The following is a 24,202-nucleotide window of genomic DNA, read 5'->3' as shown; positions in this document are numbered from 1 at the left end:
CTCCTAGGTTGGCCCGCATGACGATCGAGGTGCCCTACCAGTCGCTGCCGGTTGACCAATCGGACGTCCGCTACGCCCACGGCCCCGACTCAACTGTCCAGCCCGGCGTGCCAGTTGGCGAGACGATCGCGTTCGACTGGAACGACAGCGCGATCTACCCAGGCACGTCCCGGAAGTTCTGGGTCCACGTACCCGCCGGCTACGACCCCGCACAGCCGGCGTCACTGATCGTCTTCCAGGACGGGTGGTGGTACCTGGACCCCGACGGAGAGGTCCGCGGCGCGATCGTCCTGGACAATCTCGTCCATCGCGGCGACATCCCGGTCACCATCGGCGTGTTCGTCGACCCCGGCGTCTTCCTCGACGCCGAGAACCCCAAGAACCGCAACACCGAGTACGACGCCTTCGACGACCGCTACGTCACTTTCCTGCTGGACGAAATCATCCCCGAGGTCACGCGGCGGTACGCGATCACCACGGATCCCGACCGATGGGGCATCTGTGGTGGCAGCAGTGGTGGCAACTGCGCCTTCACCGCGGCGTGGTTGCGCCCGGACAGGTTCCGTCGCGTCATCGGGTACCTGTCCAGCTTCACGCAGATGCCGGGCGGCAATCCCTACCCCGAACTGATCCCCGGCACCCCCCGTAAGCCGCTGCGCGTCTTCCTGCAAGCGGGCCACCGCGACCTGCGCTGGAACGAGCCCGAAGCGAACTGGCTCGCCCACAACCTGCGTGTCGCGGCCGCGCTCGCCGAGGCCGGATACGACTTCCGCCTCGTGCTGGGCGACGGCGGCCACAGTCCCAACCACGGCGGCGTCCTGCTGCCCGATGCCCTGCGCTGGTCGTGGCGGTCCGACGACCACTGAGTACCGAAGCAGGGTGGGCCTGCGGCTTTCTCACTTCAGTTGCTGGGCCAGTCCGACGATGATCCCCTCCGGGCCGCGGACGTAGCAGAGCAGATAGCTGTCCTCGTACCGGGCGATCTCACCGAGGAGTTCTGCGCCATGGGTGCGCAGGCGGGCGACGGTGTCCTCGATGTCGTCGACGGCGAACATCACACGGTGCGTGCCCAGAATGTTGTGCGGCCGGTCGCGGGGCAGGTCACTGATCACCGCCGGACTCCGGTACTTGGCCAGCTCGAGTCGGCCGTGACCGTCCGGGGTCCGGAGCATCGCGATGTCACAGCGGACGCCGTCGAGTCCCGTGCACTGGTCGGCAAAGAGGCCCTCGACCTGCGCCGTGCCTTCCACCTCCATACCGAGTTCCATGAAGTACGCGACGGCGGCGTCCATGTCCTCGACGACGATGCCGACGTTGTCCATCCGCTGAATCGCCATGGTGGTTCCTCCTTCGTCGTGCGGCCGGTGGTGGCCGCTGATGTACCGGGGACGGAGCCGACGGCACGTTCTCGACACTGGAGGCAGGCACAGCAGCCCGCCACCGCTGGTGCGGTGCCGGGCTGCGGGGATCAGGTGATCAGGGGATGCGGTGTGGTGGGGCGTCAGCCCTGGCGGGCCTTGAAGCGGGGGTCCTTCTTGTTGATCACGAAGGTCACCCCGCGTCGGCGGACCACCTGGGCGCCGGGCTTGGCCTTCAGGGAACGCAGGGACTTGCGTACCTTCACGGCGGTCTCCTTCCAGAGAGTTCCAGGGAGGGAGTGTGATGGCTCGGGCGCCGTCAGTGGCGGGCGGGAGCGGTACGGCCGTAGCGCCGCTCGAAACGCTCCACCCGGCCCGCGGTGTCCATGACCCGCGAGGTGCCGGTGTAGAACGGGTGGCTCGCGGACGAGATGTCCACGTCCACGACCGGGTACATGGTGCCGTCCTCCCACTCGACCGTGTCCTGGGCGTCGAGGGTGGATCGGGTGAGCAGTCGGAAGCCTGCCATGCGGTCGCGGAAGACGACCGGGCGGGAGACGGGGTGGATGCCGGGCCTCATGGGTGGTGCCTCCTTCGTGTGCCTCGACTCGGCGGCCGAGGCGGTGGTCATCGTTCTTCGCGGAACAGCAGGTGCCGGCCGGCCACCGGGTCGTACTTGCGCAGGACCAGTCGGTCGGGGTCGTTCAGACGGCTCTTGCGGGTCACATAGGTCACTCCGGTACCGGCTGTCGACCTGAGCTTGACCACGGGCCGCGCGGTGCTGCGTGCCATGAGGTTCTCCTTCCACCACCACCGGGCCGATTGACCCGGTCATGTCATGCAGTGTCTGTAACGCGGCCCCCCGGCGGTTCATTCCCGGGGGGCGACCGCGCCGGACCGCCGTACCGCTACGCCCGGCGCGGCACCTGCGGCGACTGCGCTGCCTCGGCCTCCGCCTTGGCGTCGCTCACCGCCGCGGCGGCCTGTTTCTCGGCCTCGTCGGCGGCCGCGGCGGCGTCGAGCAGCAGCGACGAGCCCGCCTCCAGCTCGGGGCTGCGGGCCTCGTCCGGCGCTGCCTCGGCACCGGCGGAGGGTTCCGCGGAGGGAGCGGGAGCGGTCGACGCCCCGTCGTCTCCGAAGGCGCGGGTGACGGTCCGTACCGCCTCGGTCAGCTCCCCCGGGATCACCCAGAACGTGTTGTTGTCGCTGCTCGCCAGGTGCGGCAGCGTCTCCAGGTACTTGTAGGCCAGGACCTTCGGATCGGCGTTGTTGCGGTGCACGGCCTGGAAGACGAGCTCCACCGCCTTCGCCTCGCCGTCCGCCCGCAGGATCATGGCCTGCTGGGCGCCCTGCGCCTCCAGGATGTCCTTCTGTTTCGTGCCCTCCGCCGTGAGGATCTTGGCCTGCCGCTCCCCTTCGGCGTGCAGGATGGCCGCGCGCTTGTCCCGCTCGGCACGCATCTGCTTCTCCATCGCCTCCTTGATGGTGTGCGGAGGGTCGATGGCCTTGATCTCCACGCGGTTGACCCGGATGCCCCACTTGCCGGTGGCGTCGTCGAGGACGGCCCGCAGCCGGGAGTTGATCTCCTCACGCGAGGTGAGCGTCTCCTCCAGGTCCATGCTGCCGATGACGTTCCTCAGCGTCGTCACCGTGAGCTGGTCGATCGCCTGCAAGTAGTCGGCGACCTCGTAGGCGGCCGCCCGCGGATCCGTGATCTGGTAGTAGAGCACGGTGTCGATGTTCACCACGAGGTTGTCCTCGGTGATCACCGGCCGCGGGTCGGACGAATAGACCTGCTCCCGCACGTCGAGTTTGGTGTTGATGCGGTCCGCCACCGGCAGCACCAGGTTCAGCCCGGGTTGCAGCGTGCGGCGGTACCGGCCGAACCGCTCGATGTTGTAGCGGCGCGCCTGCGGGACGATCCGCACCGTGGAGGCGACGAGGAAGACGATGACGATGGCCGCCACGACAATGCTGATGACAACGGGTTCCACAGTGCCTCCATAGCTCTGCGTTCAGCCGCAGCTCTGCGTTCAGCCGCTCATGGAAGAAGCTCGCGGGGGTAGACGACGGCGGTGGCACCCTGGATCTCCATGACGTCGACCAGTGCCCCCACCGGGATCACATGACTCTCGTCGAAGGCCCGGGCGGTCCATTCCTCGCCGCCGAGTTTGACCAGGCCGCGGGTCGCGGTCACCTCCTGCACCACCTCGGCGCGTCTGCCGATCAGCGCGTCGCTGCCGTCGCGCATCACCGGCGGCTGTGCCATGTACCGCAGTGCGGCAGGCCGGGCGAGGACCAGACCCGCCGCCGCCGTCACGCCGAGCGCCACCAGCTGTCCGAGCGTCCCGACGCCCACCCCGGCGACCACGGCGGCGACCAGGGCCGCGCCCGCGAACAGCCCCAGAACCAGTGTCAGGGTGAAAAACTCCGCGACGCCCAGCGCCGCGGCAAGGAGCAGCCATACGAACCATGGCATCCCATCGCCCTCCTTCGAAGGCCTTCACCACCAAGCTACCTCCGGCGCCCCCGGACCGGACGAGGGCGGCAGCAGCCATCCTCAATCGTTTGCTGCGCAGGCCCCGGGAGACGGCGACGAGCGCGCCCTGCCGTAGTGGCGCCTCGGCAGGCAGATGGACGGGCCCCTCAAAGCCGTAGCCCCTCCGAGTGCGGCGAGCCTGTGCCGTCACGGCATCTGACGGGCGTCGGCGGCACCGCCCGTGGCATCGACACTCCAGTGGACGCCGTGCCGGACGAGGAACTCCAGGAAGTCGGCGGGCGAGTAGGCCTGGGCCGGGGCAAGGACACCGGGCTTGGCACCGTCGGCAACGAGCCGACGCGCGCTTTCGACCGCGATGACCGCTGTGGTCCCCTGCATGTCGACGCCCTGGACAATGCCGCGAGCGCGCCGCCCGTCCTCACTGGTCGCTTCAACGACGATGATCCAGCGCGCGGTACGGCGGTTGTCCGCGGGCGGTCCTTCGGGAACGCTGCCGATGAGCGCGGGGGTGATGTCGGCGAATGCGGCCGCCAGTTCCGCACGGACCACGCCCTCGACCCGCCGTGCCACGACGTGCCGGGGAACCGTGACCAGCGCCGGAAGAGGGAACTTCACCACCGGCACCGGATCGGAGCGGTCCGGAAAGGTGAGTGCCGTACGCCCTGCGGCGATATCGGGATGCCAGCGGCCGTCTTCATAGCCGAGGCCGCCGCCGGTGAACGTGTCGATGTTCTCCAACGCCGACCGGAGAGTTCCGCGGGACGGCATCGCGCCGGTGCGGACCAGTTCCAGGCCGATGACGACTTCCCGTACGGGACGGACACGCGCGGCGACGAGGTGAGCGAGCAAGTCGCTGGGCAGGCCATCGTCGTTGGCGCCCGGGACGACTGTCACCCCGGCCGCCGCGGCGGGCGCGGCGAAGTCGCTGAAGACGCGGTCGAGGTGGCGCTGTTCACCAGCGATGTCGACGTAATGGCATCCGGCGGCGACGCCGGCCCGCACGACCGCTTCGCCGGACAGGACGAATGGCCCCGCGCAGTTGATGACCGCGGCGCAGTCCTGGAAGGCATGGACGAGTGCGGCGTGGTCGCCGGATTCGGCGCGCCGTATCGCGGCGCCGTCGACTGGGGCGAGGCCGGCTCGGGCGGCTGCCTCGCTGAGGCGTTCGACGTTCCGGCCGACCAACACCGTCTCGATGTCCCGCCGGGCCAATTCGGCGACGACGAGCTTGCCGGTGTAGCCACCGGCGCCGTATACGGCGATCCGCATGTCCGAAGTCCTTTCCACGCGCTCCGAAGGCAGCGTATGGCTCCAGAACAAGACGGTTAATGCGTCAGCGTCCCCTCTACATACGCAATCGTCTCGGGCACCGAGGATTCGCATACGCTGGCCGAGTGGACTTGCTCAGTGACGTGATCACGGCCATGCGCAGGGGACAGCCGCACTACGCGCGCACCGAGCGGCGCGCGCCGTGGGCGGTACGCCACCGGCCCTTCGACGGTGCCGGCTTCCACCTCGTCCTGGAGGGCAGGAGCTGGCTGATCCCTCAGGACGGCTCACCGATCGAACTCCGGGCCGGGGACCTCGCCTTCCTCCCGCACGGCAGTGCCCACGCCGTGGCCGCCGATCCCACCGTGCTGCCGACCGACCTCCCCTCCTCGCCGCTCGCCGATCCCCATCAGGACGATCACCCCGACGACGCCAGGGCGGGGTCCCCGACGGTGATGCTCTGCGGCGCGTACCTCATGAACCGCGCCCGGCCCCACCCCCTGCTCGGCGAGTTCCCGGAGCTCGTTCATCTGCCGGCCCACCTCGGACAGCACTCGTCACTGCGCGGAGCCACCGAACTCCTCGCGACGGAACTGGCGGAGCCCCGTCTCGGAAGTGACGCCCTGCTGCCCGCACTGCTCGACGCCCTGTTGCTGTACGTGATGCGGGCCTGGCTCGACGAGCGGCCCCGGCACGAGGCGGCCACCGGCTGGACCGCGGCGCTGCACGACCCGGCCATCCACGCCGCGCTCCAGGGCATTCACGGCGCCCCGCACCGGCCGTGGACGGTGGAAGAGCTGGGAGCACTGGCCGGGCTGTCCCGCGCGGCCTTCGCACGCCGGTTCACCACCCTCGTGGGCCAGCCACCGCTGTCGTACCTGACGTGGTGGCGCATGACCACCGCGGCCCGGCTCCTCCGCACCTACGACGCTCCGCTGAAGACTGTGGCCAACCGGGTCGGATACACATCCGAGTTCGCGTTCAGCACGGCCTTCAAACGGGAGCACGGCCTGACCCCCGGCGCCTACCGCCGCCAGCCGGCATCCGCGGATCCTCACACCACGGACGCCGACCGTCGAGCCACCGGATCCGGCGAACATCTGCGGTCAGAGCACTAACTCCCCCAGGAACGCACGGGTGGATCAGCGCAGCCCGGCGAAGAGATCGTTCTCGGGTACGGGCGCGCCGGTGGGGTCCTGGACGCGGAGGAAGGTCTCCATGCCCATCAACTCGCCGAACCTCTCCTTGCCCATCTTGAGGAAGAAGATGTTCTCGCCCTGACTGGCGTGCGCGGCCAGCGCGTCGAACTTCTGGTCGCTGAACCCGGTCGTGTCCACCCACGTGGTGATCTCGTCGTCGGGGAGGCCGATCTCGGCCATCGCGGCAGCCTCGGCGGGGTCCGGCTCCGGCATGTCCTCACTGAACTCGCGCATGACCTCGCCGAACCGACGCATCGCAGAGTGGGGCATCGTCGTCCAGTACACCTTCGGTGTCAGCTCGGTCATCTCCAGCGCCGCCATCGTGATCCGGTGGGCCTGGATGTGGTCGGGGTGGCCGTAGAAACCGTTCTCGTCATAGGTGACGACCACATCAGGCCGGTAGTACCGCATGAGTTCGGCAAGCCGGGCCGCGCCTTCCTCCACCGGCGTCTGCCAGAAGGATCCGGGGGCGTCGTTGCTCGGCCAGCCCATCATCCCGGAGTCGGCGTAGTCGAGCATCTCCAGGTCGCTGATCTTCAGGACGCCACAGCTCGCCTCCAGTTCCTCACGGCGCATCAGGGCGACCGCCGCCGGATCGTGCCCGGGATCGCCCGGCTTGACGCCGCCCGGTCCGTCACCGCAACCGCCGTCGGTACACGTCACGAGCACCGTGCGGATGCCTTCCGCCGCATACCGCGCGAGAACTCCTCCGGTCCCGGTGGCCTCGTCGTCGGGGTGGGCGTGCACGGCCATGAGCGTCAAGGGGCGGTGATCGGTCATGAAGGAGTCCTCCTGCGAAATACGTCTTGGTCCAAGCGGTGCGGCGGGTGTGCCGCGGTCCTGGGGTACCGATCTTGGCGGAGCGGACGACCGTATGGCCTCCGTGTTCCCCGACCGTGCGGCGCCGGTCCCCGACCGGTGCAACCTCGCCGACCGGACCGGGTGTTCCCGGCGGGGCCGCTCGGCCGCCGCTCCTCGGGTGTGGTGCGGCGGGTACCTGGATTCAGACAAGAGGTCACGGCAAAACTCATCGCTGTAGGGCCCGAAGGCTGCATCACTACGACGAGGTCGGGCTCGTTCGGCCGTCGGCGCGGACCGCGGCCGGGGCGGGTTGTTCAGTGTGCGGTGGGGCCGCCGTCGGCCAGTCGGTCCGCTCCCCACGAGGAGTCGGTCTCCCCGACCGGAGCAGCTGCTGCCCCAACCCCCGTTGTCCCGCTGCGCTCGCCGCCCCGCTACGACGGGCTCGACTCCCGGTACAGCACGAGGTGTTCGTGGTAGAGCACTCCGTCGCGGATGTCCCCTGTGGCGGTGAACCCGGTGTCGTCGACGTAGTCCAGGTGACTACCGGTGACCGTGTAGCGGCCGGTGTACGCACTGGCCCGCTCGCCGCGAGCCTCGTCGTAACGGCCGTCCGGCAGCAGCTCCTGCCGGATGTGCCCGTCCTCGGTCACCCACATGCCGACCACGTCCACGTGGCCGTCCTCGATCGCGGCCATGGCGGCCTCCTCTGCTCGAACGGTGCGGTCGTTCCCGCTCCACCGAGTCTGCGCAGGTCAGCGATGACCGACCAGGACGCTTCCTGCCTGGGTGCACCACACCCAGGCTGCGCGGCGGCGCGCCGCCTAGCCTGAGGGCATGGACGACAACCGCATCGGGGACTTCCTGCGCGCCTGCCGCGCCGCCCTGCGCCCGCACGACGTCGGGATGCCGAGCCACGGGACCCGCAGAGTCGCCGGGCTGCGCCGCGAGGAGGTCGCCGTCCTGGCCGGAGTGAACGCCGACTACTACACCCGCCTGGAACAGGGCCGCGAACGCAACCCCTCGCCCCAGGTGATCGACGCTCTCAGTCATGCGCTGCACCTCGACGAGGACGCCAGGGCGCACCTGTACCGGCTGGCCGGGGCCGCTCCCGCCGACCGGCTGTCGCCTCGCCGCACCGAGCGCGTCAGCCCCGCCCTGCGACAGCTGATGGACGGCTACACCGACACCCCGGCGTTCGTCATGAACAGGACCCTCGACCTCCTCGCGGTCAACGCGCTGGCCCAAGCCCTCTACTCGGCGTTCACCCCGGCGGACAACCTCGCCCGTATGACGTTCCTCGACCCGGCCGGCCCCACCTTCCACGCGGACTGGAACCGGGCGGCACAAGCCACCGTCGCCAACCTCCGCGAGGCGACCGGCTTCGAACCGGACAACCCGCGGCTGCGCGAACTCGTCGGCACCCTCACCGAGCACAGCGCGGACTTCGCGCGCCTGTGGCAGTCCCCCACCGTGCGAGGCAAGACGCGGGACGCCAAACACTTCCTCCACCCGGATGTCGGCCCGCTCACGCTCACCTACCAGGCGTTCGACGTACGTGAGGCCCCCGGCCAGCAGCTCGTCATCTACCACGCCGAACCGGGCAGCCCCAGCGCCCACTCCCTCCACCTCCTCGGCTCCCTCCACGCCACCCGGCGCCAAGACCGCTCCCAGCACACAGCTGATCAGCCGACACAACCCGGAGACCCGCACCGATAGGGCGACTTCGCCTCAGCGCGTTTCATCCAGCGAGGCCGAAAACCGCTCGCGGAATCAGGACGTGACAGTCAGCGTCCTGACGATCGTGGCGCTACTGGCGGCGACGGCGACGATCGGGGTGGTGTTTCTCTGAGGACCGGGCCGGAATCCGCGCCCGTGACGCCGTCTCAGACGAACTTCTTGTGCCGGCCCGCACCCGTGGATAACGTTTCCCAGTCGGTACGCGCAGGCCGCCGCCGAGCACCGACACGCGTCACCCGCACGGCCGGGAACCTTCACCGCGCAGCTCGAACGGAGCTGTCGCAGCCATGCATTGAAACGTTCCAGTGAAGGGTCGCGGCATCTGCACGAGGTCCGAGTCGAGAACAGGTGAGGCGCGCAGCGGAGCACCCGTGGCAAACCCTGCGCGCGCTCCTCAGGAGGAGGTCCGATGCCAGGTTCGAGGATGACCCGCAGGACGGTGATCGGCGGGGCGCTGTCCGCCGTCGCCGGGATGAGCATGCCGTCGCAGGCCGTCGCGCGAGGCGCGCGGCACACCGACGAGGCGGCCACCCGCTACGGCAGGGTGCGCGGGCGATGCGAGGACGGCATCGTGAAGTTCCTCGGCGTGCCCTACGCCACCCCGCCGCTCGGCGAACTGCGCTTCAAAGCCCCGAGGCCGCCCAGAAATTGGCATGGGGTACGCGACGCGGTGGACTTCCCGAACCCGGCCTTCCAGGTACCGGGCGGCGAGATGGGTCCGAACGGCAACGGCCGGATGCCGGCGCCCTCCGAGGACTGCCTCTACCTCAACATCTGGACCCCGGCCGCGGACCGCAGACGACGGCCCGTCATGTTCTACAACCACGGCGGCGGCTACATGATCGGCTCCGGCTCCGCCACGGGCCAGGACGGCACCCGTCTCGCCCAGCTCTACGACGTGGTGGTGGTCGAGTCCAACCACCGGCTCGGCCTGCTGGGCTACCTGTACCTGGGCGATCTGACCGGCGGCGACTACGCCGCCAACCAGGGAATGCTGGACATCCTCGCGGCCCTGCGCTGGCCCCGGGAGAACATAGAGAACTTCGGCGGCAACCCCGACAACATCATGGTCTGGGGCGAGAGCGGTGGCGGCGCCAAGACCGCCGCGATCTACACCATGCCGGACGCCACGCACCTCTTCCACAAGGCTTCCATCGAGAGCGCCGCGCCGCTGCGCTTCCCCACCCGTGAAGGCGCCACCGCCCGCGCCGAGCGCACGCTGGAGCTCCTGGGACTGACCACCGCGGACATCCCCCGGCTGCGCGACATACCCGCCGAGCGGCTGCTCGCGATCCAGCAGTCCGAGGCCGCGAACGGCGCTCCGCCCTGGGGCGACCCCGGCCCGCTCCCCGGCTTCGGCGCCTTCGTCGACGGCACCGTCATCCCCCGGCATCCCTTCGCCGACGGCGCCGCGCCCTTCTCGGCCGGCAAGCCGCTGATGTGCGGCACCTGCCGCGACGAGACGGTGTTCTTCAGCCTCTTCGGGCCGCCCGACATCTTCCGCATCGACGAGGCCGGCCTGCGCAGGGAACTGAGCCGGACGTACCAGGGCGCCCAACTCGACCGCATCATCGACGTCTTCCGCGGATCGCGGCCGGGAGCGACGCCCGCGCAGCTCTACTTCGCCATCACCACCTCACCGATCTGGCGCGACGCGCTCAAGATCGCGGAAGCCAAAGCGGCACAGCACGCGGCACCCGTGTTCATGTACCAGCTCGCCTACCCGAGCCCTACCCTGGTGCCGGGCACCGACTTTCCGATCGGCTCGCCGCACGCGTCGGACATCAACCTCAAGTTCGCCAACACCGACAAGAACCTCGACTACATCCTCAACAAGGACCAGTCGCCCCAACGCCTCGCGACCGCACGGCACATGAGCGGGCTGTGGGCGGGCTTCGCCCACCGGGGGCGTCCCACCGCGACGGGGGTACCGGCATGGCCGCCCTACACGCCGCAGAGGCGCTCCACGATGTGGCTCGACGCCGAGTGCAAGATCGTCGATGATCCGGACAAGGCCGAAAGGGTGTTCTGGGACTCCGTCTGAGGACGTCTACTTCCAGAACCCCTGTCGGGGAGAGGGCTTCCGTTCCGGAACCCTCTCCCCTCATACAGGAGCCGCGTCGGCTACCGCTGCTCGCGCGCGAGGAAGACGTACGTGCCGGAACCGACGCGGTACACGGCCCGGTTCCCGTCGACGCGCTCGAACTTCGCCCCGTCGGGGATGTTTTCCGGCTTGGCGCCCCCTGTCGGGATCCGGATCTCCGCCGTGGTGTTGGGCGGGATCTCGACCCGCAGCCGGAAGACGCCGCCCTTGCGCGTCCACTCCGAGGACACCTCGCCGTAGGGGGTGCGGTAGGCGCCCTCCACGTGGGTCAGGTCGCCCACCGGCCTCGGGTCGATGACGAGTTCGCGGTAGCCCACGCCGCCGCGCGGCTGACGGATTCCGGCGAGGCCGCTGTGGAACCACTCCTCGATCTGGAGAAGGATCATGTGGTTCTTGGAGTTGCCCATGTCCCACTGTTCGGGATGGGTCGTCAGGCCGCCCGGGTTGGCCGTCGTCGGCTGCATGAAGTAGCCGTAGCTCGGGCGCGTGTCCTCCTGGAGTACGTCCCACAGGACGTCGTCGCGGCCGCCTTCGTGGAGCGCTCTGACGATGGGCGCCAGTCCGATGGTGCCGCCGCTGAAGTGCGGGCCCCCGCCGAAGGGTTGATGGGCGCGGACCAGTTCCACCAGCGCGTCGAGGACCCTTTCCCGCTCGCCTTCCGGCACCAGTCCCTCGTCCAGGGCCAGAGCCTGTGCGGCCTGGGTCGCCCCACTGCTGCCCTGCTCGCCCTGCGCGGTGTAGCGGCCGAGGGTGCTGTTGTAGAAGGCGTCGTTGAAGGCCTTCTTGATGGTGGCGGCGAGGCTGCGGTACTCGGCGGCGTCGGCCGTACGGCCGAGGAGTTCGGCCATGCGGGCCATCCGGTCGGCGACCTGGTGATAGCCCCAGGTTCCGGTGATACGGCCGGAGGTCTGCTCGCTGGAGATCCAGTCGGCCAGGGCGGCGTCCACGATGTACGCGTCCTGGCCGGTGCCAGCCTTCTTGGTGCGAATGTAGGCGAGGAAGGCCTGCATCTGGGGGTAGTAGCGGGCCATGGTCTGGGTGTCGCCGTACGTCTCGTACAGGAACCACGGCGTCAGGACGATGCCGTCGCCCCAGTTGATCTCGTCGCCGAAGCGGCCCGTGTAACCCCAGTCGTACACCGGCGCCTTGAGCGCCACGTTGCCGATGGTGTCGCCCGCCTTGGACTGGCCCTCCGCCAAGTGCCGTTCCATGGTGCGCAGATAGGCGCCATAGCCGAAGATGCGGTGCAGCGAGGCGAAGGGCTGGAGGTAGTCGGCCGGGTAGGCGAGCTTCTCGCGGCCGGGGCAGTCCGTGAAGGTCGACATGACGTTGCTCATGACCGAGTAACGGGACATGCGGTGGATGCGGTTGATGCGGTCGTTCGAGGTGCGCACGGATCCGGCGGGCGGTACATCCGCGTGGAGTTGCAGGCCGGTGATGGTGTCCTGGGTGGCGGTGTAGCCCTCGGGCAGGCCGGTGACCTGGAGCCACTGCATGCCGAAGTAGTGGAACCGCGGGTGCCAGGTCTCGTCGGGGGCCTCACCGTGGGTGGTGTAGGTGGCGAAGATGTCGGTTCCGCGGGCCGCGCCGCCGCCTCGGATCGAGGCCTGGTTGACGGTGCCGTCCGCGTTCAGGGACTCGGCGGGCTGGAGCTTCACGGTGGTTCCGGCCGGTACCGGGCCGTCCAGGTTCAGTTGGGGCCAGCCGGCGAAATTCTGCCCGAAGTCGAAGACCCAGACACCGGGTTGGGGCTGGGTGACGCTGACGGGCCGCAGCTTGTCGACGACCTTGAGGGGTTCGGCGGTCCGCCAGACCAGCTCGGTGGTCAGGTTGGGCGGCGGGGCGATGCCGGCGGCGGCCCATCCCGTGGGAGTGCCGTCTCGGCGCTCGGCCGTCGCGCTCAGGTCCGCGCCCGGGGCGGTCCAGCCGGGCTGTTCCCGGCGGGCGTCGTAGTCGGAGCCGGAATACCAGTTGGCGGTGGTCGTGGGGCCGAGGGCCGTCTTCCAGGAGGGGTCGCTGACGATGGTCCGGACGGTGCCGTCGGCCTTCGTCAGCTCCAGGCGGGCGATGAGACGCGGGGTGACGGCGGCGCCCGCGCTGGGGTCGGTGCTCGCCAGCGAGTTGCCCGAGGCGGAGACGGCCGCGCCGGCGGCGTGGTCGGAGGACAGTGCGGGCTGGAAGGAGATGGTGCTGCCGACGGTGTCCAGCGCCGTGATCGTCCGTGACTCCAGCCGCTGTCCCCCGTCCCCGGTGTCGATGTTGACCGTGCCGCCGACGTGGTAGTTGGCCACGCTGCTCACCTTGACGGTGGACGCGCCCCGGGCGGCGGCCTCGACCAGGCTGCCGGTGCCCTTGAACTGGCTCTGCCACCAGCTGTACGGGGCGCCGCGCCCGGTCGCGGGGTTGGTCACCGACCGGGTCACCAGTGCGGTGCCGTGGCCCAGTTCGACGCCGAGGGTGTTGTCGCCGTTCCTGACGAGTCGGGTGACGTCGTAGGCCCGGTACTCGACGGACAGCTGGTAGTTGGAGTTGCCGGGGGCGAGCACCTCGTCGGTGACCGGGCGGCCGTTGAGCCGGGCCACCTGGAGTCCGACGCCGGAGACGTACAGCCTGGCCTTGGTGACTTCTCCCCCGCGGCCGTCCACCCGGAAGGCGCGGGCGAACACCGGCAGCGGCTGGTCGACGGTGCGTCCGGCGTGCTCGATCCAGCGCGCCTCGCCCCAGTCGGATCGCCGCAGCAGCCCCATCTCCCACGAGGCCGGGCGACTCCACGGCGTCGCGCCGCCCTTCTCGCCCCACACCCGCACCCGCCACACGACACGCTCCCGTGAGCCCAGCGCGGGCCCCCGCCAGGCGATGTCGGTCTGCGCGGCCGAGCGGACCTTGCCGCTGTCCCACAGCAGGCGCCCGGCGTCGAGGTCGCGTTCCGTGCGGGCTGCCCGGATCTGGTAGGCGCTCTGCAGCCAGCCGTCGTCCGTGTGGACGACCCGCCAGCTCAGGCGGGGTGCGGGGTCGTCGACGCCGAGCGGGTGGTCCTCCCGGCCGTCGATCGCGAGGCCCACGACCTGGGTTCCGCCGGCGTCGGCGTCCTGCGGCTGGGCGTACGCGTTCTGTGCGGCGAGCCCGGGGGTCAGGGGGAGGGCGAGTCCCGCCGCGGACACGGCCATGGTGCCTACCACCTGTCTGCGGCTCGGGGTGCCGTTCGTCTTGTCTGCCATGTGAGATCTCCGGAATTGAAGTGGGATGTTTGAAACGTTTCAACCATGCGCGTGCAGAGTCCGTGCGGGATCAGCGAAGCCCGCTCGTGAGCCGGTACGAGCCCGACGGCAGCCGGTACGACGCCACCCCCTCGGCATGTCCGAGGAAGCGCACCCCGTCGACGCGGGCCAGCGGGGTGCGCCCCTCGCGGACGGTGTCGGCCGAGGCGGCCGGAACGCGCAGGGTGGCCTCGCTGTTCGCGGGCACCTGGACGTCGTACGAGAAGGCCGCGCCCGCGTCGGTGACCGTCCACTCGCTCTTGATCCGCCCGTACGGCGACTCGTACGCCGCCGCGACCCGCGTGATCCGGCCCGTGGGGTCCAGGTGCGGCTGGAGGACGAAGTGCTTGAAGCCGGGGCTGTCGGGGTCGCGGGCGATGCCGGCCATGTAGGCGTACATCCACTCCATCACGGCGCCGTAGGCGTAGTGGTTGAAGGAGTTCATGCTGACCGGGCCGAAGCCGTCGTCCTTGGAGTAGGAGTTCCAGCGCTCCCAGACCGTGGTGGCGCCGTTCTTCACCGAGTACCGCCAGGACGGCATGGCGTCCTGGTGGAGCAGCCGGTACGCCAGGTCCGCGCGGCCCTCGTCGCTGAGGACGGGGGCGAGGACGTTGACGCCGAGGAAGCCCACGGACAGCGTGTTCTCGGCGTACTTGACCCGACTGCTGGTCGGGTGGGCCGCCTTGTAGGCCGCGTTATTGCCTATGTTGTCCGCCAAGTGGCCTACCAGAGCCCGGCGTTGGGCCTCCGTTTCGTAGAGGCCGAGCTTGAGTACCCACAGCAGGGCGGACTGGGTGTTGTCCTCGGTCTTCTGGTTCGGGTCGGCGCCCGGTTCGATCGGGGACGCCTCGCCGAGGCTGGACTTGACGGTGACCGTGCCGTTCTCGGTGCTGAGGTACTTCCCGATGAATGCCTTCTTGATGTCGGCGAACAGCTGCCCGTACGCCTCAGACTCGGTCGGGCGGCCGACGGCGCGGGCCATCCGGGCCATCAGGTGGGCGACGTAGCCGTAGTAGACGTCGCTCATGAGCTGGGCGCTGGTCTTCTGCGGGGCGAGCCAGTCGCCGGTGAGGGAGCCCTGGCCGGCGAAGGTATCGCCGGTCTGCTGCCGGATCCAGTCGAGGTAGCGGGTCATGGCCGGCCAGTTGCGTTCGATGACCGTCGGGTCGCCGGTCATCTGCCACAGTGTCCAGGGCAGGACGACTCCGCAGTCGGCCCAACCGCTGCCGCCGCCGGGGAAGTTGTAGCGTCCGCCGGGGGCGACTCCGGTGAACTGGGCCTTGTCCATTCCGTAGATGACCGCCGAGTCGACTACGGTGTCCTGGAAGTGGGTCAGGAAAGGGGCGGCGTCGGCGTTGTAGAGGCCGGTGGTGGCGAAGACCTGGGTGTCGCCGGTCCAGCCGAGGCGTTCGTCGCGCTGGGGGCAGTCGGTGGGCACCCACAGGTAGTTGCCGCGCTGGCCCCAACGGATGTTGCTGATCAGCTGGTTGGTGTCGGGGTCGTTCGTGGTGAGGGTGCCGGTCTCTTGGACGGCGGAGGTGGCGACCTTGCCCGTCAGACGGGTGATCGTGACCGTCTCGGTCACGGTGACGGACGCGTAGCGGAAGCCGTAGAAGGTGAGGGAGTCCTGGTGGGTCTCACCGTCGCGGTCACCTTTGAGGATGTAGGTGCTGGTGGCCTCGGCGCTGCGCAGGTTGGCCCGGTACACCGAGCCCTCGGGGCCGTCCGCGCCGGCGCTGTCGTCGTTGAGCATCTCCCCGAACCGGAAGGTGACGTGGGCTCCGGCGGGGCCGCGCACGCTGTAGCGGGGTACGCCGACCATGTTCTGGCCCAGGTCGAAGACAGCCGTGTCGCCGGCGCCGAGGGTGACGTGGGCGGAGGCCGCCCGGTGCGGGTCGGTCACGGTCCGGTCGGGGTCGACGACGATACGGCCCCTGCCCTCGCCGGTGACGCCGGTGTACACGGTGATCGACTGCGGTCGGCGGTCCCAGCGACTCATCAGGCGGGCGGTGTCGGCCGGGTAGGCGAGGAGTCGCGCGTCCGGGTACTTGGCCGTGTAGGGGATGCCTTCGGTGTCGGACCAGCCGGAGTCGTCGTACCCGGAGGAGGTCCAGCCCGGCAGTTCTTTGCGGGCGTCATAGGTCTGGCCGTCGTAGATGTCGTCGGCCCGGTAGGGGCCGGTGTCGGTGGCCTTCCAGGTGCCGTCCGGCCGGGTGACGACGGACTCGCTCGTGCCGTCGGCGTAGCGGATCAGCAGCCTGGCCTTGAGGGCGAGGGCGTTACCGTCCTCGGAGTAGTACGTGCTCCCCTCGGATATCCGGCCGTTGTACCAGCCGTTGCCGAGGACGGCCGCCAGGGTGACGACCGGTTCCCGGGCCACGAGGTGGGTGACGTCGTAGGTGAGGTAGTTGGCGCGCACGTCGTAGTTCGTCCAGCCGGACGGCAGCAGTTCGAGGGTGGTGCCGCCGTCCTGCGGGACGGTCACCCGGTGGCCGCTGACGTAGGCGTCGTAGACACCGAGGGCGGAGACGTACAGCCGGGCCTCGCGGACCCGGCCCTTGAGCCGGGTCTCGGTGCGCAGCATGGGCGCGCCGGGCGAGTGGGGCGCCTTGCCGCGCATCCCGATCCACTCGGCGGCGTCCCAGCCGGTGACGCCGTCGGTGCTCATCAGGCCCGTCTCGAACCAGGCCACGGGCCCGCTGCCGATCCAACGGCCCTCGGTGTCCCAGACGTTGACGGTCCAGTGGTAGCGGGTCGCGGCGTCGAGCGGCTTGCCCCGGTAGCGGACGGCCACCGAGTCGGCGGACGGGATGCGGCCGCTGCTCCAGACGTCGGCGCGCTCCCCGGCCAGCTTGCCCGGTGAGCTCGCCACGAGGATCTCGTAGGCGCCCTGGCTGCGGCCGCGGCCGGCGGACCGCATCCGCCAGCCGAAGCGGGGGTGGGCGGCGTCCACGCCGAGCGGGTCGGTGCGGTGTTCCACGGTCAGTCCGTACACTTCGCCCTCCTCCACGGGGCGCTGCGGTGCGGCCCCGGCGGGCGTCCCGCCCAATACGCCGGCCATCACTGGCACCGCGCCGGCGCTCGCCGCGAGCACGGTGCGGCGGCGGGGTCCCGCCTGTCCTTCGGCATCGCCACTCCTTCGGTTCTCAGGTGCTGCATGGGTCACTCCGTGGAGTCCTTTCGGGCGCCGGCACCACGGTCAGGAGCCGGCCTTGTAGTCGCTGTCCATGTCCTTGAGGAGGGCCTGCGGTGTGCTCTGGCCGCTGAAGATCTCCTGGAGGCCGCTGAGCATGGTCTGCTGCACCTTGGCGTTGGGCCACAGCTGGTCCATGAACGGCACGGTGCGGTTGGAGGTGATGAACGTCGACAGCTCGGTGAGCGAGGCGTCGGCCGCGAACCCCGTGTCGGGGAGGGAGGGCAGGCCGCCCTGCTTCTTGACGAACAGGTTCATGCCCTGGGGAGACATCACGAAGTTCACGAACTTCAGCGCCAGTTCGGGGTTCTTCGCCTTGGCGTTGACGCCGTACCCGGCGCCCGCCGCGGCCGGGATGAGGGTCTCGGACGGGGTGTCGGTCGCGGGCAGCGCCTTGAGGGTGAACGTGCCCTGCGGGTTCTTGCCCTTGAGCAGGGCGATGACCCAGTTGCCCTGGACGATGCCGAGGGTCTTGCCGGTGGCGGCGAGCTGCTGGCTGGCCTCGTAGTTGGTGCCCAGCGGGTTCTTCTGGAAGCAGCCGGTCTTCTCCATCGTCAGGTACTTGTCCAGGGCGGTGGCCCATTCGGACTGGGCGAAGGTGGCCTGGCCCGCCTGCATCTTCTGGTCGAAGTTGCGGTCCGGGCCGTACACGGTCGTCGCGACGAGCGCGTAGAGCACGAGCTGGGTGACCCAGTTGTCCTGGTTGCCCAGCGCGAAGGCGGGGGTGCCCTTGGCCTTGGCGTCGCGGCAGAAGGCGAGCAGCTTCGTCCAGGTGTCGGGTGGCGTGAGGCCGGCCTTCTGCACGGCCTGCTCGTTGTAGACGGCGCCGATGCCGTTCTGGCCGAAGATCGCGTTGTACGTCTTGCCCTCGTACTGGGCGACGGACTTGATCGCCGGGGGCATCTTCGCGGCCCAGGGCTGGTCGGAGAGGTCGCGCAGATAGCCGGGCTTCGCGAGGACGTGGGTGGCGCCGGGGTTGCCGTTGCCGGGCCACACGGACATCACGTCCGGTGCGGTGCCGGAGGCGAGCTGGGTGCGGATCTGCTGCTGGTACTGGTCGGCGCCGCTGGTGGTGTAGCGGACCTTGACGCCCGGGTTGGCCTTCTCGAACGCCTTGACGACGTCCTCGATGGAGCCCTGGTCGACCGAGGCGAGTGTCAGGGTCTTCGAACCGCCGCTGTCGGAGGCGGACTTGGTGCCGCCGCTGCAGGCGGCCAGGAGAGCGGCGGCCGTCGTCGTGGCGACCAGGGCGGTGAGTGTGCGTGTCTTCATCGTGTCTCCCTTGCGGAGCGGAAGGCGGGGCGCGGGCGAGGCGTCATCCCCGCAGGCCTCCGGCAAAGCCGTTGATGATGCTGCGTTGCAGGAGGAAGTAGACGAGCAGGACCGGCAGGATGCTGATCACGAGTGCGGCGAAGATGAGGTTCCAGTCGGTGACGTACTGGCCGACGAAGCCGGCGATCGCGACCGGCATGGTCTGCTGGGCGCTGCCGCTGAGGTATAGCAGCGGGGTGAAGAAGTCGTTCCAGACGGCGACCGTGTTGAGCACCAGCGCGGTGACGGTGACGGGCTTGAGCATGGGCAGGACGACGTACCGGAAGCCCTGGAGGGGGGTGCAGCCGTCGATGAGTGCGGCGTCCTCGAAGTCGCGGGGCAGGGCGCGCAGGAAGCCGACGTAGAGGAAGACGGTGAACGGGACCTGGAGGCCGGAGTAGAACAGGACCAGCGCCCAGGGGGTGCCGAGCAGGCCGAGGTCGCGCATGGTCTGGTACAGCGGGAGCGCGGCGAGCTGGAAGGGCAGCACCAGGCCGAGCAGGACCAGCAGGTATGTGCCGCGGGACCAGCGGGCCGTGATGCGGGCGAGCGGATAGGCGGCGAGCGAGGAGACGGCCAGGACGATCACCACGCTGCACGCCGTCACCAGCAGGCTGTTGGCCAGCGCGCCGCCGAGTGCGCCCTGTTGCCAGGCCTGGGTGAAGTTGTCCAGGGTCGGCGACCTGGTCGGGCTGATCGGGGACGAGGTGTCCGAGGCCGGTCGCAGGGCGAGGTTGACCAGGACGTAGACCGGGAAGCCGACGAGCAGGGCGATGGCGATCATCGACAGTTCGAGGGCGAGGGTGCGGGGGCGGTAGCGGCTCACGAGGCGGCCCTCTCGCTGCGGGCCAGCATGGCGTACTGGCCGGTGGAGACGACGGCGACGATGACCGTCAGGATCACGGCGAGGGCGATGCTGTAGCCGAACTCGCCGAGGGTGAAGGCGTCCTTGTAGATGAGCGTCGAGATGGTGTCGGTCGCGTGTCCGGGGCCGCCGCCGGTCAGCGCGTAGACCTGGTCGAAGAGTTTGAGTCCGCCGATGATCGACAGCATCAGGTTGATGGTGAAGGCGGGGGCCAGGAGCGGCCTGGTGACCGACCAGAAGCGGCGTACCGGGCCGGCGCCGTCGAGTGCGGCCGCCTCGTGGATCTCCTGGGGGACCGACTGCAGTCCGGCCAGGAAGATGACCATCGAGTAGCCCGCGTACTGCCAGACGATCACTCCGACGATCGTCCACAGGGCCAGGTCCGGGCTGCCCAGCCAGTCCTGCTGCCAGCCGTCGAGACCTACGGCGCCGAACATGCTGTTGACCGCGCCGTCCGGGCCGAGCAGATTGCGCCAGAGGTAGGCGGTGACGATCGGGGTGATCACGGCCGGGGCGAACAGGAGCACCCGGAGCACGTTGCGGGACCTGATGGCCGAGTTGACGCCGAGGGCCAGCAGCAGGCCCACCCCGTTCTGCACGACCGTGATCGACGCGGCGATGAGCAGGGTGTGCCAGATGGCCTGCTGCGCGTCCTCGTCGCGGAACATGTCGGCGAAGTTGTCCAGGCCGACGAAGGAGAAGTCGGGATCGAGGCCGTCCCAGTCGGTGAACGCGTAGTACAGCCCGCGCACGCTGGGGACGAGGACGACGAAGGCGAAGAGCAGCAGGGCCGGCGCCATGAACCACCACGGTGGCGCGGTGCGTGCGGGGCGGACGCGTGGCGCCGGGGAGCGGTCCGGAGAGTGGTCGCGATCCGGGAGCTGAGCGTTCGGTGCAAGGGTCACGGCGACGGACCTGCTTCCTTGAAACGATTCAAAGCACGCCTGGTACGGGCTGGGGCGGATCGGCGGAGGGAGGGCACCTGCCGGGTTGTCGGGTTGTGGGCTGCGAACGACAGCGGGACGGGCACTACGATTCCCGCCGTTGGGTAACGTTCTCCATCGGGTGGTGCCAGACCCTAGAGAGCCCCATGCGTGTCGTCAAGATGCCGCGCACGCTGCACGATTGTTACGGCGAAGTCCTCAGGCGCCGGTCCGCGCACCCGTGATCCCACTTACCGGACGGGGACTTTCTCCGTACACTTTCCGCCAACGTTGCCCACGGGACCGGAGGAAGCCGCATGGCACCGCCCAAGCCGCCGCGTCGCGTGACCATCGTCGATGTGGCGCGCCATGCGCAGGTGTCCACCACCGCCGTCTCCAAGGTGCTGCGCAACGCCTACGGGGCGAGCCCCGAGATGCGGGCCAAGGTGCGGCGCGCCATCGACGAGCTGGGATACCGCCCTCTGGCGGCCGCGCGGGGCCTGCGCGGGCAGACGTACACGATCGGCGTGATGCTCCCGGACATCCGCAACCCCTTCTTCCCGGAGATCCTCGACGGCATCACCGCGCACCTGGAGGACACCGACTACCAGGTCCTCCTCGGCCCGGGCTGCAACGGCGAGAAGGCGGAAGCCCGGGTCACCGAAGCCATGATCGACCGCGGCATGGACGGTCTCGTCCTGGTCGCCCCGGTGTCGCCCCGCGCCCACCTGGAGCACGTCGCCTCGCTCGTCCCGACCGTCGTGGTCGGCCGCCACGGGCACTCCTCGGTGTACGACACCGTCGCGGACGACGACGTGGCCGGCGCGGCCCTGGTCGTCGGCCACCTCGTCGGACTCGGGCACCGCCGGATCGCCCACATCGAACACCGCGAGACCGATCCGATCCGAAGCGTCGAGATGCCCAACGCCCAGCGCGCCGACGGCTACCGGCGGGCCATGCGGGAGCACGGCCTGGACGAGGAGATCGACGTCGTCTCCACGACCTACAGCCAGCCGGGCGGCTACGAGGGCGCGAAGGAGCTGCTCACGCGCGCCCGCCGGCCCACGGCGGTCTTCGCCGGAGCGGACATCGTCGCCATGGGAGTGCTGGAGGCGTTCGCCGAAGCCGGGCTGACGGTCCCCGGTGATCTCTCGGTGGTGGGATACGACAACACGACCCTCGCCGCGCTCGGCCCCATCTCGCTCACCAGCGTCGACCAGGCCGGCAAGGAGATCGGCCGCAATGCCGCCCGCCTCCTCATGGAGCGGCTCGCGGACCGTCAGAAGGCGTCCGTGCAGATCAGGCTCTCCCCCACACTCGTGGCCCGCCGGAGCACGGGAGCGCCCACGGCCTAGATTCGGCGGCACTCGAACCGCGTGGCGTCAGCTCCTGACGCGTCAGCCGGCCCGGAGACCGACCGCCAGCGTCAGTTCGAGGACCCGCTGCGGCGACGCGAGATCCGGGAACAGCTCCCGCAGCTGCGACATCCGGTACCGGACGGTCTGGGGATGGACGAACAACGCCGCCGCCACCTCGTCCCGCCTGCCCTGGTGCAGCAGCCACTCCCGCAACGTCTCCTCCAGCCGCCGCGCGGTCCCGACAGGCAAGGTCCGCAGCGGTGCCAGGGCACGGGCGCGCAGGTCGGCGAACGCGTCCGCGTCGGCGGTCAGCACCAGCTCGGGCAGGTGGTCCTCGGTGTCGCGGATGTCGGAGGAGAGGGAGCGCGCGCGCAGGGCGCGTTCGTACGAGGCGGACGCGCGGGTCCACGGCCGCGCCGGGCCGACCACGGCGGTGCGGTCGGTGAGCTGCCGCAGGAGATGGGAGCGGTCGGCGTCGGGGACGAGCAGCACACCGGTGGCGTCCGGCAGGTCGTCGAGGACGAGGGTGCTCGGGTCGAGCGTGCGGTAGGCGGGCCGGGCCTGGGCGGTGGGCAGCAGGACCGCGGTCAGTGAGACCGGTGGCTGCCACCCGGCCCGTTGTGCGGAGGCCAGCAGTACGTCCGGGCTCGCGCCGGCGAGGAGGTCGCGGGCCAGGTGTTCCAGGTGGCGCTCGTGGGCGCGGCCCCGGGCGGCCAGTTCGTCGGCGTGGCCCGCGGCGCTCGCGGCGGAGAGCTCGTCGATGTAGGCGAAGGTCAGCTCGGCGAACTTGGCGACCTCGGCGGCGGGCAGGCCCGCGGGTACGGCACCCGCCGCCAGACAGCGCCAAGCCACGCGGGCGCCGACGCGGTAGGCGCTGAGCAGGGCGTCCATCGAGCGGCCGTCGCGGACCTCGCCGCGGCCCAGCTCGTAGGCAGCGTCACTGGCGTCGCCGCCTGTGGCGTTCCCGCTGGCGAGGTCCAGGTAGTGCCCCAGGGCGGTGCGGACGGCCCGGCGGATGGTGGCGCCCATGTGGCCCGCCAGGGCGTTGGCGTAGGGCGGGACCTCGTCGATGATCGCCTGGACGACCTCGTCGGCGGTGGTCTTCAGCGCGGCCCGCAGCGCGGTGACCGTCGTCTCATCCAGGGCCAGTTCGCTGACCCTCCGCATGGCATGGCTCACGTCTCTTATTCCCTGCGAACAATTCAGCCGACCAGATTCACGTCCTGCGGTCAGGACTTTACGCCCTGGGACACAGCAAGCTGAAGCCATGACGAGTACAGCCCTCCGCACAAGGGCGTGGAAACTGCTGGAGATGGTCACGACGCCGCTGCTGCCGTCGGACTACCTCGACCTGGTCAGCCCGCTGCGCGCGGGCGCCGACCTGCGAGGGCGCATCGAGGCCGTGCACCCCGAGACGGGTGACGCCGCGACCATCGTGATCAGGCCGGGACGGGGCTGGCGCGGCCACACCGCCGGTCAGTACGTGCGGATCGGGGTCGACGTGGACGGGGTGCGCCTGTGGCGCGCCTACTCCCTCACCTCGCCGACCGACCGCCAGGACGGCCGCGTCACGATCACCGTGAAGGCGATCCCGGACGGCAAGGTCAGCAACCACCTGGTCCGCAGGGCCACACCGGGCACGCTCATCCAGCTCGACCAGGCGACCGGTGACTTCGTACTGCCGCGGGCCAAGCCCGCCAAGGTGCTCTACCTGACGGCCGGCAGCGGCATCACGCCCGTGATGGGCATGCTGCGCGACACCGAGTTCGACGACGTCGTCATGGTCCACTCCGCGCCCCAGCCGCACGACGTGATCTTCCGCAAGGAACTCCACGACCTGGTCGCGGCCGAGAAGCTGCGCCTGACCGAGCTGCACACCGACACGGACGGCATGCTCGACATCGCCCGTCTCGACGCACTCGTGCCCGACTGGGCCGAGCGCGAGACCTGGGCCTGCGGGCCCGCGGGCCTGCTCGACGCCGCCGAGAAGCACTGGAGCGAGCACGGCATCCCGGAGCGCCTGCACACCGAACGCTTCCGCCCCACCATCGTCGCCGCCGGTGACGGCGGCGAGGTCACCTTCAGCGCCACCGGCAAGACCGTCGACGCGGACGGCGCCACGCCGCTGCTCGACATCGGCGAGGAGGCCGGCGTGCTCATGCCCTCCGGCTGCCGCATGGGCATCTGCTTCGGCTGCGTCTCGCCCCTCAAGGCGGGCGTCGTCCGCGACCTGCGCACCGGCGAGATCACCGAGGCCGAGCCGGGCGTCCTCATCCAGACCTGCGTGTCCGCCGCGGCGGGCCCCTGCGACATCGAACGGTAGGAGC

At 70.1% G+C, this 24,202-nt stretch carries 21 protein-coding genes; 6 read left to right on the top strand and 15 right to left on the bottom strand.

Going from position 1 to position 24,202, the window contains the following annotated elements; all coding sequences use genetic code 11:
- The first annotated feature begins 17 nt into the window (after window positions 1-17).
- Window positions 18-866 carry an alpha/beta hydrolase-fold protein gene (locus ABZ928_RS18675; RefSeq protein WP_361519691.1) on the top strand — a complete coding sequence of 283 codons (849 nt, stop codon included), beginning with the start codon at window positions 18-20 and terminating at the stop codon, window positions 864-866.
- A 30-nt stretch (window positions 867-896) separates the two neighbouring features.
- Here ABZ928_RS18675 and ABZ928_RS18670 read toward each other — a convergent pair whose 3' ends face one another.
- The 7 genes from ABZ928_RS18670 to ABZ928_RS18640 form a co-directional block, all read right to left on the bottom strand.
- Window positions 897-1,337, bottom strand: coding sequence for a VOC family protein (locus tag ABZ928_RS18670; RefSeq protein WP_361519688.1), 441 nt, complete (start codon window positions 1,335-1,337; stop codon window positions 897-899).
- A 164-nt stretch (window positions 1,338-1,501) separates the two neighbouring features.
- Entirely contained in the window at window positions 1,502-1,624 is a 123-nt protein-coding gene (gene ykgO, locus ABZ928_RS18665; protein ID WP_006130958.1) for a type B 50S ribosomal protein L36, read from the bottom strand.
- 53 nt (window positions 1,625-1,677) lie between these two features.
- Window positions 1,678-1,938: a type B 50S ribosomal protein L31 gene (locus ABZ928_RS18660; protein ID WP_361519684.1), complete on the bottom strand. Its 261-nt coding sequence runs from the start codon at window positions 1,936-1,938 to the stop codon at window positions 1,678-1,680.
- Between the two features lie 47 nt (window positions 1,939-1,985).
- Window positions 1,986-2,150: a 50S ribosomal protein L33 gene (gene rpmG / locus ABZ928_RS18655; protein WP_059193627.1), complete on the bottom strand. Its 165-nt coding sequence runs from the start codon at window positions 2,148-2,150 to the stop codon at window positions 1,986-1,988.
- A gap of 116 nt (window positions 2,151-2,266) precedes the next feature.
- Entirely contained in the window at window positions 2,267-3,352 is a 1,086-nt protein-coding gene (locus ABZ928_RS18650; RefSeq protein WP_361519681.1) for an SPFH domain-containing protein, read from the bottom strand.
- A 47-nt stretch (window positions 3,353-3,399) separates the two neighbouring features.
- Complete coding sequence (locus ABZ928_RS18645; protein ID WP_361519678.1) at window positions 3,400-3,837, bottom strand: NfeD family protein; 438 nt, start codon at window positions 3,835-3,837, stop codon at window positions 3,400-3,402.
- A gap of 207 nt (window positions 3,838-4,044) precedes the next feature.
- Window positions 4,045-5,127 (bottom strand): saccharopine dehydrogenase NADP-binding domain-containing protein, encoded by a 1,083-nt coding sequence (locus tag ABZ928_RS18640; RefSeq protein ID WP_361519675.1) that lies wholly within the window; start codon window positions 5,125-5,127, stop codon window positions 4,045-4,047.
- 125 nt (window positions 5,128-5,252) lie between these two features.
- Here ABZ928_RS18640 and ABZ928_RS18635 point away from each other — a divergent pair, with 125 nt between their 5' ends.
- Window positions 5,253-6,245: an AraC family transcriptional regulator gene (locus ABZ928_RS18635; RefSeq protein ID WP_361519672.1), complete on the top strand. Its 993-nt coding sequence runs from the start codon at window positions 5,253-5,255 to the stop codon at window positions 6,243-6,245.
- A gap of 24 nt (window positions 6,246-6,269) precedes the next feature.
- Here ABZ928_RS18635 and ABZ928_RS18630 read toward each other — a convergent pair whose 3' ends face one another.
- Window positions 6,270-7,106, bottom strand: coding sequence for a PIG-L family deacetylase (locus tag ABZ928_RS18630; protein ID WP_361519670.1), 837 nt, complete (start codon window positions 7,104-7,106; stop codon window positions 6,270-6,272).
- 452 nt (window positions 7,107-7,558) lie between these two features.
- Window positions 7,559-7,822 (bottom strand): Atu4866 domain-containing protein, encoded by a 264-nt coding sequence (locus ABZ928_RS18625; RefSeq protein ID WP_076972001.1) that lies wholly within the window; start codon window positions 7,820-7,822, stop codon window positions 7,559-7,561.
- A 139-nt stretch (window positions 7,823-7,961) separates the two neighbouring features.
- Between ABZ928_RS18625 and ABZ928_RS18620 the strand changes: the two genes are divergently transcribed.
- Complete coding sequence (locus ABZ928_RS18620; protein WP_361519666.1) at window positions 7,962-8,843, top strand: helix-turn-helix transcriptional regulator; 882 nt, start codon at window positions 7,962-7,964, stop codon at window positions 8,841-8,843.
- Between the two features lie 430 nt (window positions 8,844-9,273).
- Window positions 9,274-10,908: a carboxylesterase family protein gene (locus ABZ928_RS18615; protein WP_361519663.1), complete on the top strand. Its 1,635-nt coding sequence runs from the start codon at window positions 9,274-9,276 to the stop codon at window positions 10,906-10,908.
- An 80-nt stretch (window positions 10,909-10,988) separates the two neighbouring features.
- On the opposite strand, the gene ABZ928_RS18610 is transcribed toward ABZ928_RS18615, so the two are convergent.
- The 5 genes from ABZ928_RS18610 to ABZ928_RS18590 all read right to left on the bottom strand — a co-directional run bounded on the left by ABZ928_RS18610 (window position 10,989) and on the right by ABZ928_RS18590 (window position 20,394).
- Window positions 10,989-14,186 carry a family 78 glycoside hydrolase catalytic domain gene (locus ABZ928_RS18610; RefSeq protein ID WP_361519660.1) on the bottom strand — a complete coding sequence of 1,066 codons (3,198 nt, stop codon included), beginning with the start codon at window positions 14,184-14,186 and terminating at the stop codon, window positions 10,989-10,991.
- A gap of 70 nt (window positions 14,187-14,256) precedes the next feature.
- Window positions 14,257-17,286 carry a family 78 glycoside hydrolase catalytic domain gene (locus tag ABZ928_RS18605; protein WP_361519657.1) on the bottom strand — a complete coding sequence of 1,010 codons (3,030 nt, stop codon included), beginning with the start codon at window positions 17,284-17,286 and terminating at the stop codon, window positions 14,257-14,259.
- A gap of 138 nt (window positions 17,287-17,424) precedes the next feature.
- A complete protein-coding gene (locus ABZ928_RS18600) occupies window positions 17,425-18,690 on the bottom strand; it encodes an extracellular solute-binding protein (RefSeq protein WP_361519655.1) in 1,266 nt (421 codons plus the stop codon).
- Window positions 18,691-18,733: 43 nt separating this feature from the next.
- Window positions 18,734-19,555, bottom strand: coding sequence for a carbohydrate ABC transporter permease (locus tag ABZ928_RS18595; protein WP_361519652.1), 822 nt, complete (start codon window positions 19,553-19,555; stop codon window positions 18,734-18,736).
- Complete coding sequence (locus tag ABZ928_RS18590; protein WP_361519649.1) at window positions 19,552-20,394, bottom strand: sugar ABC transporter permease; 843 nt, start codon at window positions 20,392-20,394, stop codon at window positions 19,552-19,554. Before ABZ928_RS18590 ends, ABZ928_RS18595 begins: the two co-directional genes overlap by 4 nt.
- Before the next feature lie 440 nt (window positions 20,395-20,834).
- On the opposite strand from ABZ928_RS18590, the gene ABZ928_RS18585 reads away from it, so the two are divergent.
- Window positions 20,835-21,872 carry a LacI family DNA-binding transcriptional regulator gene (locus tag ABZ928_RS18585; protein ID WP_361519646.1) on the top strand — a complete coding sequence of 346 codons (1,038 nt, stop codon included), beginning with the start codon at window positions 20,835-20,837 and terminating at the stop codon, window positions 21,870-21,872.
- Between the two features lie 42 nt (window positions 21,873-21,914).
- Here ABZ928_RS18585 and ABZ928_RS18580 read toward each other — a convergent pair whose 3' ends face one another.
- The gene (locus ABZ928_RS18580; protein ID WP_361519643.1) at window positions 21,915-23,054 is read right to left on the bottom strand and encodes a helix-turn-helix domain-containing protein; all 1,140 of its coding nucleotides are present in this window, start codon (window positions 23,052-23,054) and stop codon (window positions 21,915-21,917) included.
- An 88-nt stretch (window positions 23,055-23,142) separates the two neighbouring features.
- Between ABZ928_RS18580 and ABZ928_RS18575 the strand changes: the two genes are divergently transcribed.
- Window positions 23,143-24,198: a ferredoxin reductase gene (locus ABZ928_RS18575; protein WP_361519640.1), complete on the top strand. Its 1,056-nt coding sequence runs from the start codon at window positions 23,143-23,145 to the stop codon at window positions 24,196-24,198.
- Window positions 24,199-24,202 lie beyond the last annotated feature (4 nt).

It is taken from the genome of Streptomyces sp. NPDC046909 (assembly GCF_040644695.1).
Classification (GTDB): domain Bacteria; phylum Actinomycetota; class Actinomycetes; order Streptomycetales; family Streptomycetaceae; genus Streptomyces.
This window is presented reverse-complemented; position numbering and strand designations above follow the sequence as displayed.